The following is a 17,065-nucleotide window of genomic DNA, read 5'->3' on the forward strand; positions in this document are numbered from 1 at the left end:
TTCCGATGCCCGCCCCAGTGGGCATCGGTGTCCAAACCTTACGACATCGCGGCGACAAGCAATCGCCCGTCGGGATCTGCCGGTGACGCGGCACCGCCGTCAGGCAGGAACCAGGTCACTCACCTGTGCGAGCAACTCGAACGAGCGAAGCCACGATGCGCGGTCGGACACACCGGACGCGACGATCAGCTCGTCCGCTCCCGTGCGTTCGGCGAAACGGTCGAGGTAGTCCTTCACCATGTCCGGAGTGCCGACGGCCGAGTACTTGGTCATCTTCGTGATCTGTTGGCCCGCAGGCGCTTCGAGGACCATGTCGGCTTCCTCGTCGGTGAAGGTCCGGCCGCGGCCGAGCAGGAGGCTGACGCGGCTGCGCTTGGTGCGGAGGAACTGGGCCTGTGCGTCGGCCAGAGAATCGGCCGCGATCACGTTGACGCCCACGATCAGGTGTGGCTCGGACAATTGAGCGGACGGCCGGAAGTCACGTCGGTAGATCTCGACGGCCTGCTCGAGAGCGTCGGGTGCAAAGTGTGAGGCGAAGGCATAGGGCAGGCCGAGTGCAGCGGCGAGCTGTGCGCCGAAGAGCGACGACCCCAGGATGTACAGCGGTACCTCGGTACCTGCGCCGGGAGTCGCGCTCACTCCGGGGATCAGAGACTCTTCCGACAGGTAGCCCTGCAATTCCTGGACATCCTGCGGAAAGCGATCGGCCGACGCGGGATCGCGCCGCATCGCCCGCATCGTCACCTGGTCACTGCCGGGTGCGCGGCCCAGCCCCAGATCGATCCGTCCCGGGTACAGCGTCGCCAAGGTGCCGAACTGCTCGGCGATGGTCAGCGGCGCATGATTGGGAAGCATGATTCCGCCGGATCCGAGCCGGATGCGCTCGGTGTGGGCAGCTACGTGCGCGATGAGAACCGACGTGGCCGACGACGCGATCGTCTTCATGTTGTGGTGCTCGGCGTACCAGATGCGTCGGTATCCCCAGTTCTCGGCATGCTGAGCGAGTGTGACGCTTGCATCGAAGCTGTCGCGGACTGTTTCGCCCTCGCCCACATGAGCGAGATCGAGGATGGACAGAGGTACGGACACGGTTGGGGCCAGCCTTTCGTTCGTCGAGCACGCGGCCGAAGAGCCGCATTCAATTGCAACGGTGTCGGGCAGCGTTCTATTTCTCGTCGGACGTACCGGTGGTCATGTCCGTCCGGGGTGGCGATGCCGACTGTGGACCGCCCGGTCTTCGATGCGTTAGCCTGTCGTCCTGCAGCCTCGGGGGGAGGCTGCCGCGATGCAGTTCTGGGGGCGTGGCCGTGGGGGCGGATCTATGAGTACCGTGCGCTTCGTTCGCGGTGCCCGACGGGAAGTGCCTCGATCTCCTGGTGGGGAAGTGACCCTGCAGCCGCCGCCCGAGATCCCACGCGCGGTGCCGGGCAATCTGCTGATGAAGCTGATGCCGCTCGTGATGGTTGCCGCGATGGTCGGGATGGTCGCGCTGATGTTCACCTCCGGCGCAGCGGCGAACCCGATGATGTTGATGTTCCCGGCCATGATGCTGATGTCCATGGTGGGGATGTTGGCCGGCGGCGGGAAGTCCGGCGGGGCGCGCACCGCCGAGGCCAATGAGGACCGCAAGGATTACCTCCGCTATCTCGATCAGCTCCGCCGCGACGTCGCGGAAACCGAACGCGCGCAGCGCCGAGCCCTCGAATGGAGCCACCCGGGCCCCGATACGTTGTGGTCGGTCGCCGGAACCGAGCGCATGTGGGAACGGCGACTGTCGGATCCGGATTTCGCTCACGTCCGAGTCGGCCTGGGGGATCAGCGGCTTGCCACTCGACTGGTTCCGCCCGAGACCGGGCCGGTGGAGGAACTCGAACCGGTTTCGGCGGTGTCCCTGCGTCGATTCGTGCGGGCGCATTCGGTGGTGCCCGCGCTGCCGACTGCGGTGTCACTGAGGGGGTTCGCGGCGCTGTCCGTAGCGGGCGACCGGGACGGTGCCCGCGCGATGGTGCGCGCGATGTTGGCCTCGCTGTGCACCTTTCACGGGCCCGACCACGTCGCGGTCGCGATCGTCTGTGGTCCGGACACCGTGCAGCAGTGGGAGTGGGCCAAGTGGCTTCCACACACTCAGCACGACGTTCTGCGCGACGGGGCCGGGTCCGCTCGGATGATCTTCGGTAGTTTTCTCGAACTCGAGGGTGCGCTGGGCGACGTGCTGAGTGTGCGGAATCGATTTGCGCGTGGAGCTGTGCCTGTTGCCGGCGTCGTGCAGTTGGTGATCGTGGTGGACGGCGGGCTTCTCGACAACCGTTCGACCGATCTCACCGACACGGGCCTCGATTCCGTCACGATCATCGATCTGTCCGGCCTGTGCCCACGACTGGCTGCATCGCGTGGAATCCAGCTGTTCGTCGAGAACGGGTCGATCGGAGCGGTCAGCGGAACCACGGTCGAGGTGTTCGCCGTCGCGGATTCGATGAGCACCACGCAAGCACACGCCGTTGCGCGACGCCTGTCGCCGTACCGCGCGCCGTCGTCCTCGTCGGTCGTCGATGTGGTCGACGACGGCAGAGTCCGGATTTCGGGGTGGAACAGCCTGGTCGGTATCGCCGATGTGGGCGCACTCGACACGGACCGAGCGTGGACGATGCGCCGGGGACGCGAGAGGCTGCGGGTACCGATAGGTGTCGCCCCCGACGGCAGTGCTGTCGAGATCGACCTGAAGGAATCTGCCGAGAACGGTATGGGGCCGCACGGATTGTGCATCGGCGCAACGGGTTCCGGTAAATCCGAGTTTCTCCGTACGCTGGTGCTCGGCTTGGTGTCGACTCACTCGCCGGAACAGCTGAACCTGGTGCTCGTCGACTTCAAGGGCGGCGCGACGTTCGCGGGTCTCGAATCGGCACCGCACGTGGCCGCGGTCATCACCAACCTGTCCGAGGACTTGGCGTTGGTGGATCGAATGCGCGATGCGTTGGCCGGTGAAATGAACCGGCGGCAGGAGTCTCTGCGCTCGGCAGGCAACTTCGCGAACGTCTCCGACTACGAGAGGGCGCGCGCCGGGGGAGCGGATCTGGCACCGATGCCCGCCCTGTTCGTGGTGGTCGACGAGTTCTCGGAATTGCTCAGTCAGCAACCCGAATTCGCGGAGTTGTTCGTCGCGATCGGTCGGCTCGGGCGCTCGCTGCACATGCATCTGCTGCTGGCCAGCCAGCGCCTCGAAGAAGGAAAACTACGCGGTCTCGACAGTCACCTGTCGTACCGAATCGGTCTGAAGACGTTCTCCGCGAACGAGTCTCGTTCGGTGCTCGGGGTTCCCGACGCTTATCACCTTCCCGCTCAGCCGGGTGCGGGCTATCTCAAGTGCGATTCGGCCGAGATCGTCAGGTTCGCTGCGGCGTACGTCTCCGGTCCCTACTCGCCCCCGCGTTCCGGCGCTGGCGCGCGGCCCTCGCTCGGCAGTGACATCAGGCCGAAGCCGTTCACCGGCTACGCGGTACCACTGGATTCCATCGATGTCGGCCGGATCGAGGCTGCCACTGCGCCGGCGGCAGAACCGGATCCGGTCGACTCCGAGAGCACCGGTGCGACGGTGCTCGACGTTGTCGTCGGACGAATTCGGGGTCGGGGAATGCCGGCCCACGAGGTGTGGTTGCCGCCGTTGGACACCGCACCGACATTGAACCGGTTGCTGCCCGCATCGGTTCTGACGGAGCGGATCGGTCCGCTCAGCACCCTCCGCGCCCCGATCGGGATCATCGACCGGCCTTTCGATCAGCGCCGCGATCTGCTGACCGTCGATCTGTCCGGTGCTGCGGGCCACGTCGCCATAGTCGGTGCCCCGCAATCGGGTAAGTCGACGGCGCTTCGGTCGTTGATCCTTGCTCTCGCGATGACGCACTCGCCCGGGCAGGTCCAGTTCTACTGCTTGGATTTCGGCGGCGGAACGCTGGCCGGACTGGCCGATCTGCCGCATGTCGGATCGGTGGCCAACCGGCTCGACGTCGATAGGGTGCGGCGAACCGTGGCCGAAGTCGCCGGCGTCGTTCGACAGCGAGAGAGGACGTTCCGTGATCGCGGGATCGACTCGATGGCCGAGTTCCGACGACGACGTGCAACGCAACCCGTCGACCCGGAGGATCGATTCGGCGACGTCTTTCTCGTCATCGACGGTTGGCCGTCGATCAGGTCCGATTTCGAGAGTCTCGAACAGCAGATCGCCACTTTGACGACGCAGGGCCTCGCCTTCGGTTTGCATCTGATCCTCACCGCATCGCGGTGGGCGGAAGTTCGGCCCGCGACCAAGGACCTGATCGGCACCCGATTGGAACTGCGGCTCGGTGACCCGTCGGATTCGGACATGGGTCGCGCCAAGGCGGCGAGCGTTCCCGAGGGGCGGCCGGGCCGGGGCATGACCAGGGACGGACTACATCTGCTGATCGCACTTCCGCGAGTGGACGACGTCTGTTCCGTCGACGACCTGTCTCGCGCAGTCGGTGAGTCGGTCGCCGCGATCGCGGCTGCATCTGCGGGAACTCCAGCGCCGCCGGTGCGGATGCTGCCGGAGTTGCTCGAACGATCAGCGGTGCTCGATCAGCTCGGTGATGCGTGGCCACGAACCCGTGGCGGCATTCCTGAGCTCGCAGTTCCCATCGGCATCGACGAGGCCGAATTGGCACCGGTGGTGGTCGATTTCGCGGAGAATCCACATTTCGTAGTGTTCGGTGACAGCGAGTGCGGTAAGACTTCCTTGTTGCGCGGAATCTGTCGATCGCTCGTCGAGGCGAACTCGCCCGACAGCGTCAAACTCATCGTCGCCGACTACCGCCGAACTCTGCTCGGCACCGTCGATTCCGAGCATCTGGCCGGGTACGCGGCCTCGCAGGCGACGCTGACCGCCATGCTCGTCGACCTCGCCGGCCGCATGGCCGATCGCATGCCAGGAGCAGACGTGACCCAACAGCAGCTTCGCGAGCGGTCGTGGTGGAACGGCCCCGAGGTGTTCGTCGTCGTCGACGATTACGATCTGGTTGCCACGTCGTCGGGAAATCCGTTGGTCCCGTTGGTGGAACACCTTCCTCATGCGCGGGACATCGGGCTGCACGTCATCGTGGCGCGTCGTTCGGGCGGGGCAGGCCGGGCGCTGTTCGACCCGGTGATCGGACGGTTGCGCGATCTGGTGACGCCGGGACTGGTCATGAGCGGAAGCCGCGACGAGGGGAACCTGCTCGGGACGGTCCGTCCCAGTGCCATGCCACCCGGACGCGGGGTCTTCGTCGACCGCTCCGGCCAGTCGCTCGTCCAGCTCGGACATTCGAGTTGACGGGCCACTCGTGGCGGTATGCCGCAGTGCATCTGGGCTACACGGAAATTTCCGTCGTTGCCACGGGCGCAGCCTTCGAGGGGCCGAGAGAGAGCGTCGGATCGGCGTTCGCCATCGAGGAGGGTGGCCGATTGGTGTTCGGCCGGGGCGCAGCCGGAGACGAGATACCGCCGCTGCTCTGTATCGACGATGCGTCGATCCCGGTCGGGACCACGGTGTGGGATCGAGAGGTGGTGTTCCACGGAATCGTGTGGTCGGCCCTGCACGGTGCCGGCGTACACGACCGACTCGACGTGCTCGAGATCGCGTATCCGTCGACCTGGGGCGAGGAACGTGTGGGCATCGTTCGCGCGATGTTCGCGACCTCGGCAAACGAGGTGGTGCTCGTGGAGACGGCCGAGGCCGCCGTTGCGTCGTCGGGTGAACGGGCACCGTCGGCCGCGGTGGTCGTCGAAGTCGGAGCTCTCGATACGTCCGTCGTCGTGCTCGACGAGTCGGGGGCGCACGGCGGAGACACCGGCGCGATCCTTCCGTTCGGCATCGGTGACGACGATGCGTGGCGACGAGCGGTCGGGGACTACGTTCGGTCGTCGATCACGCGCTGCCCCGATGAGGTGTACGTGGTGGGGGCGCCCATCGGAGCGGATCCCGTCGTCGATCACCCCACGCAATGGCTGACCGGTCTCGATGTCGCCGGATCGCTGTACCGGCGAGCCGGGGCGGATCTCGTCCCGGCACCGTCGGTACGTGCCGCGACGACGCGATCGGCGGCATGGCTCGACGACGTCGCCGCGCCGCCGCGGTCCCGGGAGAAAAGACGTCGCCCTTTGTTCGCAGCCGTGGGTGCCGTGGCGGCGATCCTCGTATTCGTCTGCGCAGCTGTGTATTTCGCCGGACAGTCTCCAATGGAGTCGGATGGGATTGCAGCACAACCGTTCTCACCGGTCGTGGCCCCGAGCGCTACATCCTCGTCCGTAGCCGCACCGCTACCGACCACGACGGCCGACGCGCCACCGCCGGTCGAGACGGTCACCTTCGTGTCCGGGCGGGTGTCGATGCAGTTGCCGAGCACCTGGACGAAGCTGGACGACCCCGACCGCATGGTGCTGATTCCACCGACCCCGCCCGAGCGTCGGATCGTCGTCACCGTGGCGGACCTGTTGCCGGGATCGACGCAGGAGCAGGTCGCTGCCGAGCTCCGGTCGGCCATCGATGCCCGTGGGCCGGATTCGACCATCGGATCTCTCGAATCCACACGAGATTTCGGCGGCCGCGTCGGAATCGCCTACACCGAGAGGCCGATCGACGATTCGACGGTGCTGTGGCGCGTGTTCGTCGAATCCGACCTGCAGGTCAGCATCGGTTGTCAGTTCGAGGGAGACGACGCGACGGTGATCGACGCCGAATGCGGGCAGGCGACGCAGACGTTGGACATCGTTCCGGCCTCGTGAGAGCGGCCCACATTTTTTCGTGCGCGGCCGGAACCGAATCGAGGGTTCGTTGCGTCTAAGGAGATGTAGGGGAGTGAGCGGGCCGACAGTGGCCTCTCGGTCGAGCAGCACGTGCGCCGCGGGTGCAGGTGAATCGAGTATCGAAGACAAGGAGTCGAAGTGGGATATCCAGGGGGACCGGAATCTACGGGTTCGTCGAACGGCGTCACGGTCACGCCGCAGGAGCTCATGGCTGCCGGAGCCACGATCGAAGGCCTGAGCGTGTCGATCAACGCGTCCAATTCGGCCGTTCGCTCGATCGTCGAGCAGACCGCCGAGGCGTGGGTCGGCAAGGCGGGCAAATCGTTTCAGGACGTGATGGCCCAGTGGGACACCAGTGCGCAGAAGATGCGCAGTGCGCTCGAACAGATCTCCGCGGACATCAAGACCAATGGCCACGGCTACTCGGACGCCGACGACGACAACGTGTCGGCCGTGAACCAGGTGGCCGGATCCCTGAACTCGGGACTGTCCTCGTTCAAGTGACGCCGCATCCGGTGACCACACGACAACTCACACGACCACGCTCGACCAAGGAGACCGATCCGATATGAAATACGACTTCGCGCAGATCGCGGCGCTGACAGAGGCGATGAACAAGCAGGCGAACGTGACCAAGGACCTCCTCGGGGACGTGGACAGCACCGCGAAGCGGCTCTACCAGTCGTGGGAGGGCGACGCGATGACGTCCTACTACGAGCTGCAGCGTCAGTGGAATTCTGCATCCGACGAGCTCAACCTCATTCTGTCGAGCCTCGTCGCAGCCGCCCGTACCGGTGGCGAGACGATGCACGGCGTCGAGATGGCCAACAAGGCGCGGATGGCTCGCTGACCGGTCTCGACACCACGCATCTGCCCCGACCGAGAACATCGGTCGGGGCAGACGTCGTTTCGTCGCACGCCGGTCCGTCGCGGTGTCTACTGGAGTGGTGACGGACTTCGCAGCAGCACTCGGGACGGAGCGGTCGCGCTCCCTGCATCGTCTCGAGTCGCTTCGTGGCGAACTCGCGTCGGTGATCGAGGGATCGCGGCTCACCACCGACGACGACGAGCACGATCCCGAGGGATCGACGATCGCGTTCGAGCGGGCGAAGATTGCGGCGCTGATCACCGACACCGAATCCGAGATACGCGAGATCGACGCGGCGGTTTCACGGCTCTCGGCCGGCACGTACGGCTTCTGCGAGCGGTGCGGTGGTGAGATTCCGGCGATCCGGCTCGAGGCGCTACCCGCTGCCCGTCGGTGCGTGCAGTGTGTGCGCCTGCGCTGACGAGCGGAGGCGTTTTGACCTGGGCGTCCGCTCCCGGTATCGTTCCCCGTTGGCGTGTATGGGCTCGCCGCGTATTAACGTGCGTATCGAGCTCTTGTCCTCGGGTCTCAACTGGCCGCCGAGGGCATCCACACGTCTTGGCCAGCAGCGACATCATGAAGACAGGAATTTTCTGTGTCTACTTACGCCCCGAAGGCCGGGGACACCACCCGGACGTGGCATGTGATCGACGCCACGGACGTCGTGCTCGGACGCCTCGCCGTCCAGGCCGCGACACTGCTCCGCGGTAAGCACAAGCCCACCTACGCACCCAACGTCGATGGCGGCGACTTCGTCGTCATCATCAACGCCGAGAAGGTTGCCATCAGCGGCAACAAGCTCGACGGCAAGTTCCACCACCACCACTCCGGCCATCCGGGCGGTCTGAAGTCGCGCTCGACCCGTCAGGTCCTCGAGAGCAACCCCGATCGTCTCGTGGAGAAGGCCGTCGTCGGCATGATCCCCAAGAACAAGCTCGGTAGTGCCATCGCGAGCAAGCTGAAGGTCTACGCGGGACCGAACCACCCGCACGCCGCTCAGCAGCCCGTTCCGTTCGAGATCAAGCAGGTGTCCCAGTGACGGCGCCGGAGGGAAATGACGTGACGTCGCAGGAGAACATCGAAGAGATCGCCGCCGACGAGTTCGTGGCAGTCGAAGATCCCGAGGTCGTCTCGGACATCGAAGCCGCAGCCGCTCCGGCCCCGATCGTGTTCGATCGCCCGATCCAGACCGTCGGTCGCCGTAAGGAAGCCGTCGCTCGTGTTCGGTTGTCCTCGGGCACCGGCGGATTCAAGCTCAACGGCCGCACCCTCGAGGATTACTTCCCGAACAAGGTGCACCAGCAGCTGATCAAGGCTCCTCTCGTTCTGGTGGACCGCGCGGAGTCCTTCGACATCGTCGCACTGCTGCACGGTGGCGGACCGTCGGGACAGGCAGGCGCACTGCGTCTGGCCATCTCGCGCGCACTGATCGAACTCGCACCCGACGATCGCCCGCCGCTCAAGGCCGCGGGCTACCTCACGCGTGACGCGCGTGCAGTCGAGCGCAAGAAGTACGGCCTGAAGAAGGCCCGTAAGGCGTCGCAGTACTCCAAGCGCTGACGCGTCTTACTCGTTTCATCCTCGAGGGCAGGCATCCAGCAGCATCGGACGCCTGCCCTCGAGGCGTTTCCCACCACATTCTCTCCGCTCGAAGGGTTCTTGGTTCATGGCGCGATTGTTCGGCACCGACGGAGTTCGCGGACTGGCAGGCGGGGTTCTGACCGCAGAACTGGCGTTGACGATCGCGCGAGCCGCAGCCGCCGTGTTGGCACCGAACGTCGACGGCGTCAGGCGGGTGGCAGTGGTCGGTCGTGATCCGCGCATCAGTGGGGCAATGCTGAGCGCAGCCGTGTCCGCGGGACTGACCGCGTCGGGTGTCGACGTGATCGACGTCGGAGTTCTCCCCACGCCTGCGGTTGCCTACCTCACCGCCGAATACGACGCGGCGCTCGGCGTGATGATCTCGGCGTCTCACAATGCGATGCCCGACAACGGAATCAAGATCTTCGCCGCAGGCGGACACAAGCTGGACGACGACGTCGAAGACCGGATAGAAGCTGCCCTCGATCCCGAGGGGCGCTCCCGGAACAACGCACAGCCCTACGACGCCACCGGTGCCGCGATCGGCCGAATCGACGTCGCGCACGACGCGGCAGCCCGCTACACCGAGCATCTCGCTTCGTCGGTGTCGCATCGACTCGACGGCGTGACCGTCGTGGTGGATTGCTCGCACGGTGCCGCCTCTGTCGTCGGGCCCGAGATCTACCGACGGGCCGGTGCGACGGTCGTGGCGATCAACGCAGAACCCGACGGCATCAACATCAACGACGGGTGCGGGTCGACGCACCTGGAGGGATTGCAGAAGGCCGTCGTGGAGCACGGTGCCGACCTCGGTATCGCGCACGACGGAGACGCAGACCGTTGTCTCGCCGTCGATGCGTCGGGTTCCGTGGTGGACGGCGACGCGATCATGACGGTGTTGGCCATCGCGATGCACGACGCCGGCCACCTGACCGACGACACGTTGGTCGCAACGGTGATGAGCAACCTCGGTCTGCACATTGCGATGCGCGAGGCCGGAATCACGTTGCGTACCACCGCGGTCGGAGATCGATACGTGCTCGAGGAACTACGCCGCGGCGGGTTCGCGCTCGGGGGTGAGCAGAGTGGACACGTCGTGCTGCCCGCAGTCGGAACGACCGGAGACGGAATTGCCACTGCCCTGCGACTGATGGAGCGGATGGCGCAGACCGGGCGGTCCCTCGCGGACCTGGCGTCGGCGATGCGGACACTGCCGCAGGTGCTGATCAACGTCCGCGTGTCGGACAAAGCAGCGGTGGCGTCGGCACCGTCGGTATCGGACGCCGTCGCGTCGGCCGAGCGCGAACTGGGGGAATCGGGTCGAGTTCTGTTGCGCCCCAGCGGTACCGAACAGTTGGTGCGGGTGATGGTGGAAGCGTCCGAACTCGACGTCGCGACCCGGCTCGCCGAAGAGCTGGCGGGCCGGGTCGCGTCTGTCTGACGTTTCTCAGGCCGTCAGTTCGCGCAGTGCGGTCAGCTGCGCGACGCGACCTGCGGTGTTCTCGGCGAGCGGCGCGACATTGAGGGTGGTGACACCCGCTTCGGCGAAGGCTGCGACCCGCTCCTTGACGAAGCTTTCCGGGCCGATGAGGTTGACCGCGCGCGCGAGCTCGTCGGGAACTGCCGCGGCGGCCTCCTCCTTCTTGCCGGCCAGGTAGAGGTCCTGGATCTTCTCGGCCTCGGCCTCGTATCCGTATCGCTGAGCCAGGGAGTTGTAGAAGTTCTTGCCCTTGGCTCCCATGCCTCCGATGTACAGCGCCAGATGTGGCTTGACCCAGGGGAGGTACTTCTCTGCGTCCTCGCCGATCGCCAGCGTCGGACTTGCGAAGACCTGGAGCTCGCCGAGTGACGGGTCACGCTTGGCCTTGCCTGCTGCGAGGGAATCGCCCCACACGTCGGCGGCCTTCTCCGGGAAGTAGAAGATGGGCTGCCAGCCTTCGGCGATTTCGGCGGTGAGTTCGACGTTCTTGGGGCCCAGCGCGGCAATGACGACCGGAATGCGATCGCGCACAGGGTGATTGATCAACTTGAGCGGCTTGCCCAGACCGGTTCCCTGGTCAGCCGGCAGCGGGATCTGATAGTGCTTGCCCTGATACTGCACCTTCTCGCGACGCCAGACCTGGCGGCAGATCTCGATGACCTCGCGGGTTCTGGCGATCGGTGCGTCGTACTTGACGCCGTGGAAGCCCTCGACGACCTGCGGTCCCGATGCGCCGAGCCCGAGCACGAATCGGCCCTCGGAGACGTAGTCGAGACCGGCGGCGGTCATGGCGGTCAGTGACGGTGTCCTGGTGTAGATCTGGAAGATGCCGGACGCGATCTTGATCGTGCTCGTCTTGGCCGCGAGGAATCCGAGTTGGCTGACGGCGTCGAACGAGTAGGCCTCGGGCACGAAAATGATGTCGAGACCTGCCTTCTCGAGCTCGGCGACCTCGGCAACGGTCTCGTTGAAACCACCGCTGTAGTTCAGCATCGTTCCGATGTGCATGGGACTCCTCGTTCGGTGAGTAGCTGGTGCAGCCACTTCAGGTACCTGTTACGGACATTTCACATCGGGACGTTACCGCTCCCTGGGGAACCGATGTGAGTCGGCGCACGTCATAGTGAGAAAGGGGTACTCGGAGGGGGAACGGGAACGTATGAGCGACGGAGTTCGGGTGGACGCGGACCGGGTTCGCGGGGTGGCAGATGCATTGGTGTCGTCGGCGGAAGTGCTCGGTGACGCCGCCGATTCCGTCGCCGACGCAGGCTTCGGCGCAGCCGGGGCCGGACGGAACTACGGTGACCTGGGCGCTGCGTACTCCCAGGCGTACCTCGGGCTCGGGCGTGCCGTCGGGGCATGGCGGTTCGCGGTCGACGACATTGCCGATGCCCTCACCACTGCGATGAACGAGTACGAGCAACAGGACGACGCCACCGCGTACGCGATCGAGTCACCCCGGTGACACCTCCTTCGGCCTCGTCCGGTGACAGGGCGTCGATAGACGAGATTCTCGATGCGAACGCCGAAGGATTGCTGTTCTTCGAGCGCTTTCTGCCACTGGTCGGCCGTGTCCCGGGCGTCGAGGTTCCGCAGTATCAGGACATGTGCGCCAGGTACGACGAGCAGCGTGGGCTGAACCTCGGTGCGCTCGGACACGATGCAGACGCCGTGGGGACGGTGTCCGCAGTACTTGCCGATCAGCTCGAGGAGCAGATTCAGCTTCGCCGGGTCCTGCAGTTGCGTTGGCACGGTGAGGCGGGGGATGCCGTGCAGACCTATCTTTCGGCCGAACAGGAAAAGGCTTCCCAGTTCCTCGCGTCGATCGAAGATTCTCACCAGACGATGTGTGCGGCCGTCGACGTTCTCCGTGACGCAGTGACCGACAAGGCCGAGCTCGTCGGCGGCCTCGACACCGACCTGGTGGACGGCAAAGACGTCGACCAGATCGATGCGATTCTGCTGGCGTCGGGAATCGAGTGCCTGCCGGTCGATCGAGCGTCCGTGTTCCCACGATTGGCGTCTGCGTTCGAGGATCTGAACGACGGTGTGCGCAGCGGCGATGTCTCCGACGAGTTCGCTGCCGAGGTGACCGAACGCTGCGGGCGCTGGATCGACACTGAGTTCGTTCCGCGCGTGCAGGGCACGTGCGAGGCCGTCCTCGCAGCATGTGCCGCCACGGACACCGCCGTCAGAGACTGTCTGAAGTTGGTGGTGGACATTCTGGGCAGCGTCCACGAGCCTTCGTTCGGCGGACTCGACGAGCGCAGTTGGGCACTCGAGCCCGGTACAGCAGTGCCGTGGACGGGGCCCGACAGCTCTTCGGTAGACCCGACTCCTGCCGGGATCGGTTCCACGCCTGCCGGTTCCGGACCCGGACCAGCTGTCGGACCCGCCGCTGTCGGCCCGGCCGTCTCGCCACCCGGCGGCAACGCACTCGCCGGATCGGACAGCGTGGATCCGGCCGAATCCCTGATCGCCGACGGTCGTGTCGTCGATCAATTGGGGGATTCTCTGGACGGACTCGTGGATCGAGTCGTCGCCGAGATCGCCGACCGTGTCGACGACGCGCTGACCGAGACGATCGACAGTGGAGATCTCCAGGGCTCAGGCGATACCGCAGTCGACAGCCGGACAGGTGACGAGAACACCGAGGAGACTTCTCCGGACGTGAGCGGCGATCGGCCACCCGAGTCGGTTCCGTTGCCGCAGCCCGGGCAGTCGTGGTCCGAGGCCGGCGACGAACGCGGCCATCTCGAGGCCGAACTCGACGGGCATCGCGCCCGCATCGCACTCGAACACGACGGCACGGTGTCTCTCGAACTCGAGACTCCCGGACTCGGAACTCGCTCGTTCGAGCTCGGAATCGGACCGCTCGGCCTACCCCAGATCGTCGAGGTCCCCGGTGTCGTCGACGCGGTGGACGCGCCGGCCCCGGCTGCAGCGGTGCCGTCCGAACCGGAACCCCCGTCCGAACCGGAACCCCCGTCCGAACCGGAACCCACGGCAGAATCCGTCGCGGCGGCGGAACCGGTGCCGTCTGCGGAACCGGTGCCGGCTGCCGAACCGGCACCCACGTCCGAATTCGACTCGGATGCATCGGTGCAGTGCACGCCGGAGTCACCCGACATCGAGCAGCCTGCTGTGCAGCATCCGGTGGTTGCGGATCGACCGGTCACCGATCCGCAACCCGCCGACACGGGTAGCGGCGCGGGCCTCAGTGAAGCAGGGGAGCTGTGAGCACCGACAGTGGGTGGCGTCGGGAGTTGCATCGAATACGCGATGAGCACCGCATCGCGATGGGGCGGGCGGCGGAGGCGTTGAGTCGGGCGCAGGCTCCGGCAGTCGACCGAGGCGGACGGAGTTCAGCAGAGGTGAGCGGAGCGGACTCCGACGTCGAGCCAGGGTCGGGCTCGGTGCTGCAACCGGCTCATCTCGACCAGCGAGAGCCCCCACCGCACGTCGAGACCGAACCCGACGAACGGCCGAGGTCCTGGCTGGTCTGACAACAGCTGGGACTAGCCCCGTCCGAGCAGCGCCTTGATCGACGCAGACGCCTTGGGCTTGGGCTGCGCGTCGAGAGGCGCGTGTGGATCGACAGCTCTGGTGCCGTCGATCTCGCCGGTCGATCCGGCCAGTTCCTCGTAGTCGGAGTCACCGGTCAGATGGAACAGCAGGAAGGCCGTCAGGACGGCGCGGGTGCGCTGCTGAGTCTTGCGGTCGGGCTTGTTGATACCGAGTGCGCCGAGAATCCGGCGACCCTCGACGAAACCGTCCGCGGTCGAGCCGTCGACTCGTCGCAGGATGGACGGCCCGTGCCAGGCCTGGGCGAGAGCGAGTGAATTGTCGGTGAGCGAATCGGCGTTCGAGTTGTCTCCGACGACGAGTCCCGGCACGGAAAGGCCGGCTGCGGCGTCCTCGGACGAGGGCGCAGTCGGTGCGGGGAACAGCGCGGCGACGGCCTTGATGTCCGATCGTCGGGAAGCGGCGAGCACTGCGGTGCCTGCACCCATCGCGTGGCCCGCCGTGGCGAGTTTGTCCGGATGCACGCTGATGTTGCCTGGGCCCAGTCGCACGCCCGTCATGATGTCGAGCACAGTGCCCAGATCGGTGGCGAGGCCGCGATGAGACGGTACGAGACCGTGCTCGGTGTCCGGTGCCGCAACCACGATGCCCCAGGACGCGAGATGCTTCAGGGTGTCGGTGTAATGACTGGGACGCAGCATCCAGCCGTGTGCGAAGGCGACGCCGGGCAGGCCGTAACCCTCGGCTGGGGTGTAGACGACACCGGGTTGCCCGGCGAGGGCCAGGTCGCCTCGCAGCACCTTGTGCGGGCCGCGCTTGGAGAGAGCAGATGCCAGCTTCTTCGGTTTCGCCACGAGAGATGACGCTACCGAACTGCGGCGCGTCAGGGGGACACCGGACACGTCAACCTGAGCGAATGGGTCGTGCGCGCCCCGCCGAGTACCCTGATTGTCCATGTGCGGAATCGTGGGTTACGTCGGCCACCGCCCAGCTCTGGGTGTGGTGGTCGAGGCGCTTCGGCGTATGGAATATCGGGGTTACGACTCCGCGGGCATCGCCATTCTCGACGGTGCGGGAGCGACAGCCGTCGAGCGCAAGGCGGGTCGACTGGCGAATCTCGAAGCCGAACTGGACGACATCGGTACCGATACGTTCGTCGGCACCACCGGAATGGGTCACACCAGGTGGGCGACACACGGCCGTCCCACCGACCGCAACGCCCATCCGCATCGGGACGCGTCCGGAACGGTCGCGGTGGTGCACAACGGCATCATCGAGAACTTCGGTCCGCTGCGTGCCGAACTGGAAGCGGTCGGGATCGAGTTCCTCTCCGATACCGACACCGAGGTCGCGGTGCATCTGGTCTCGCGTGCCTACGCCGATGGCCCGACCGCGGGCGATTTCGTGGCCAGCGCGAAAGCAGTTCTGCGTCGTCTCGAAGGTGCGTTCACCCTGGTGTTCACCCATTCCGATCATGCGGACACGATCGTCGCGGCGCGCCGCTCCACGCCATTGGTTCTCGGCGTCGGCGAGGGCGAGATGTTCCTCGGGTCCGACGTCGCTGCCTTCATCGAGCACACTCGCAACGCTGTCGAACTCGGCCAGGACCAGGTTGTCGTCATCACCGCCGACGGCTACGACATCAGCGATTTCGAGGGCAACGAGGCGCAGGGGCGTCCGTTCCGAATCGATTGGGATCTGGCAGCCGCCGAGAAGGGCGGCCACGACTACTTCATGCTCAAGGAGATCCAGGAGCAGCCCGCCGCAGTGGCGGACACGTTGCTCGGCCACTTCGACAACGGTCGAATCGTGCTCGACGAGCAGCGACTGTCCGATCAGGAACTGCGCGACGTCGACAAGGTGTTCGTCGTTGCCTGCGGTAGCGCGTACCACTCGGGCCTGCTCGCCAAGTACGCGATCGAGCACTGGACCCGGCTTCCGGTCGAGGTGGAACTGGCCAGCGAATTCCGCTATCGCGACCCGGTACTCGATCGATCGACCCTGGTCGTCGCCATCTCGCAGTCCGGCGAGACTGCGGACACTCTCGAAGCGGTTCGGCACGCCAAGGATCAGAAGGCCCGGGTTCTCGCGGTGTGCAACACCAACGGCTCGCAGATTCCGCGTGAGGCCGACGCCGTCCTCTACACGCGTGCCGGTCCGGAGATCGGCGTCGCGTCGACCAAGGCCTTTCTCGCGCAGGTGACCGCGAACTATCTGGTCGGGTTGGCGTTGGCGCAGGCTCGCGGCACCAAGTATCCCGACGAGGTCGCGCGTGAATTCGCCGAACTCGAAGCGATGCCCGAGTTGGTGCAGCGGGTGCTCGAGACTGTCGAACCTGTTCGGGCGCTCGCACGAGAGCTCTCGACGGCCACGACCATTCTGTTCCTCGGCCGACACGTCGGGTACCCGGTTGCGCTCGAAGGCGCGCTCAAGCTCAAGGAACTCGCGTACATGCACGCGGAGGGATTCGCAGCGGGCGAGCTCAAGCACGGACCGATCGCGCTGATCGAGGACGGTGTCCCGGTGATCATCGTGATGCCGTCGCCGAAGGGTCGTGCGGTGTTGCACTCGAAGATGCTGAGCAACATTCGCGAGATTCAGGCTCGTGGTGCGCGAACGGTCGTCATCGCCGAAGAAGGCGACGAAGCCGTACGGCCTTTCGCCGACGATCTCATCGAGATCCCGGCAGCCTCGACGCTGTTGCAACCCCTTCTGTCGACGATTCCGCTGCAGGTGTTCGCCGCCGAGGTCGCGCAGGCGCGCGGCTACGACGTGGACAAGCCGCGCAACCTGGCCAAGTCCGTCACCGTCGAGTAGCG

General features: G+C 65.9%; 15 protein-coding genes. 12 read left to right on the forward strand and 3 right to left on the reverse strand.

All coding sequences use genetic code 11. The features are described from left to right. Positions 1 to 99: 99 nt before the first annotated feature. Positions 100 to 1,089: an LLM class flavin-dependent oxidoreductase gene (locus R3P93_RS01120; RefSeq protein WP_317532237.1), complete on the reverse strand. Its 990-nt coding sequence runs from the start codon at positions 1,087 to 1,089 to the stop codon at positions 100 to 102. A gap of 232 nt (positions 1,090 to 1,321) precedes the next feature. Between R3P93_RS01120 and eccCa the strand changes: the two genes are divergently transcribed. The 8 genes from eccCa to glmM all read left to right on the forward strand — a co-directional run bounded on the left by eccCa (position 1,322) and on the right by glmM (position 10,682). Then, complete coding sequence (gene eccCa / locus R3P93_RS01125; RefSeq protein WP_317532238.1) at positions 1,322 to 5,320, forward strand: type VII secretion protein EccCa; 3,999 nt, start codon at positions 1,322 to 1,324, stop codon at positions 5,318 to 5,320. Continuing rightward, positions 5,317 to 6,771 (forward strand): type VII secretion-associated protein, encoded by a 1,455-nt coding sequence (locus R3P93_RS01130; RefSeq protein ID WP_317532239.1) that lies wholly within the window; start codon positions 5,317 to 5,319, stop codon positions 6,769 to 6,771. Before eccCa ends, R3P93_RS01130 begins: the two co-directional genes overlap by 4 nt. Before the next feature lie 159 nt (positions 6,772 to 6,930). Beyond that, positions 6,931 to 7,296, forward strand: a complete 366-nt coding sequence (locus tag R3P93_RS01135; protein ID WP_269594400.1) for a WXG100 family type VII secretion target — start codon at positions 6,931 to 6,933, stop codon at positions 7,294 to 7,296. A 64-nt stretch (positions 7,297 to 7,360) separates the two neighbouring features. Next, positions 7,361 to 7,642 carry a WXG100 family type VII secretion target gene (locus tag R3P93_RS01140; protein WP_068051312.1) on the forward strand — a complete coding sequence of 94 codons (282 nt, stop codon included), beginning with the start codon at positions 7,361 to 7,363 and terminating at the stop codon, positions 7,640 to 7,642. Between the two features lie 97 nt (positions 7,643 to 7,739). Further along, positions 7,740 to 8,081 (forward strand): TraR/DksA family transcriptional regulator, encoded by a 342-nt coding sequence (locus R3P93_RS01145; protein ID WP_317532240.1) that lies wholly within the window; start codon positions 7,740 to 7,742, stop codon positions 8,079 to 8,081. 174 nt (positions 8,082 to 8,255) lie between these two features. Beyond that, positions 8,256 to 8,699: a 50S ribosomal protein L13 gene (gene rplM / locus R3P93_RS01150; protein WP_037188282.1), complete on the forward strand. Its 444-nt coding sequence runs from the start codon at positions 8,256 to 8,258 to the stop codon at positions 8,697 to 8,699. Next, on the forward strand, positions 8,696 to 9,220 hold the full coding sequence (gene rpsI / locus R3P93_RS01155) for a 30S ribosomal protein S9 (RefSeq protein WP_032397516.1): 525 nt from the start codon (positions 8,696 to 8,698) through the stop codon (positions 9,218 to 9,220). Before rplM ends, rpsI begins: the two co-directional genes overlap by 4 nt. Positions 9,221 to 9,326: 106 nt before the next feature. Next, positions 9,327 to 10,682, forward strand: a complete 1,356-nt coding sequence (glmM, locus tag R3P93_RS01160; protein ID WP_317532241.1) for a phosphoglucosamine mutase — start codon at positions 9,327 to 9,329, stop codon at positions 10,680 to 10,682. A 6-nt stretch (positions 10,683 to 10,688) separates the two neighbouring features. Here glmM and R3P93_RS01165 read toward each other — a convergent pair whose 3' ends face one another. Further along, positions 10,689 to 11,729: an LLM class F420-dependent oxidoreductase gene (locus R3P93_RS01165; RefSeq protein ID WP_037188278.1), complete on the reverse strand. Its 1,041-nt coding sequence runs from the start codon at positions 11,727 to 11,729 to the stop codon at positions 10,689 to 10,691. Positions 11,730 to 11,880: 151 nt separating this feature from the next. Between R3P93_RS01165 and R3P93_RS01170 the strand changes: the two genes are divergently transcribed. From R3P93_RS01170 to R3P93_RS01180, 3 genes are read left to right on the forward strand one after another with little or no spacing between them, the layout of a single operon-like run. Further along, positions 11,881 to 12,186: a type VII secretion target gene (locus R3P93_RS01170; protein ID WP_068051310.1), complete on the forward strand. Its 306-nt coding sequence runs from the start codon at positions 11,881 to 11,883 to the stop codon at positions 12,184 to 12,186. Beyond that, complete coding sequence (locus R3P93_RS01175) at positions 12,183 to 13,961, forward strand: hypothetical protein (protein WP_317532242.1); 1,779 nt, start codon at positions 12,183 to 12,185, stop codon at positions 13,959 to 13,961. The genes R3P93_RS01170 and R3P93_RS01175 overlap by 4 nt, the downstream gene beginning before the upstream one ends. After that, positions 13,958 to 14,227, forward strand: a complete 270-nt coding sequence (locus tag R3P93_RS01180; RefSeq protein ID WP_317532243.1) for a hypothetical protein — start codon at positions 13,958 to 13,960, stop codon at positions 14,225 to 14,227. The genes R3P93_RS01175 and R3P93_RS01180 overlap by 4 nt, the downstream gene beginning before the upstream one ends. A gap of 12 nt (positions 14,228 to 14,239) precedes the next feature. Here R3P93_RS01180 and R3P93_RS01185 read toward each other — a convergent pair whose 3' ends face one another. Next, positions 14,240 to 15,100 (reverse strand): dienelactone hydrolase family protein, encoded by an 861-nt coding sequence (locus R3P93_RS01185; RefSeq protein ID WP_068051305.1) that lies wholly within the window; start codon positions 15,098 to 15,100, stop codon positions 14,240 to 14,242. A gap of 100 nt (positions 15,101 to 15,200) precedes the next feature. Here R3P93_RS01185 and glmS point away from each other — a divergent pair, with 100 nt between their 5' ends. Further along, a complete protein-coding gene (gene glmS, locus R3P93_RS01190; protein WP_068051303.1) occupies positions 15,201 to 17,063 on the forward strand; it encodes a glutamine--fructose-6-phosphate transaminase (isomerizing) in 1,863 nt (620 codons plus the stop codon). Positions 17,064 to 17,065: the final 2 nt, after the last annotated feature.

This window comes from Rhodococcus cerastii (genome assembly GCF_033042195.1).
GTDB lineage: Bacteria > Actinomycetota > Actinomycetes > Mycobacteriales > Mycobacteriaceae > Rhodococcoides.

Excerpts from the sequence above, each read along its gene's own strand:
- eccCa (WP_317532238.1), top strand. The coding sequence starts at position 1,322 with ATGAGTACCGTGCGCTTCGTTCGCGGTGCCCGACGGGAAGTGCCTCGA.
- R3P93_RS01140 (WP_068051312.1), top strand. The coding sequence starts at position 7,361 with ATGAAATACGACTTCGCGCAGATCGCGGCGCTGACAGAGGCGATGAAC.
- glmM (WP_317532241.1), top strand. The coding sequence starts at position 9,327 with ATGGCGCGATTGTTCGGCACCGACGGAGTTCGCGGACTGGCAGGCGGG.
- R3P93_RS01165 (WP_037188278.1), bottom strand. The coding sequence starts at position 11,729 with ATGCACATCGGAACGATGCTGAACTACAGCGGTGGTTTCAACGAGACC.
- R3P93_RS01170 (WP_068051310.1), top strand. The coding sequence starts at position 11,881 with ATGAGCGACGGAGTTCGGGTGGACGCGGACCGGGTTCGCGGGGTGGCA.
- glmS (WP_068051303.1), top strand. The coding sequence starts at position 15,201 with ATGTGCGGAATCGTGGGTTACGTCGGCCACCGCCCAGCTCTGGGTGTG.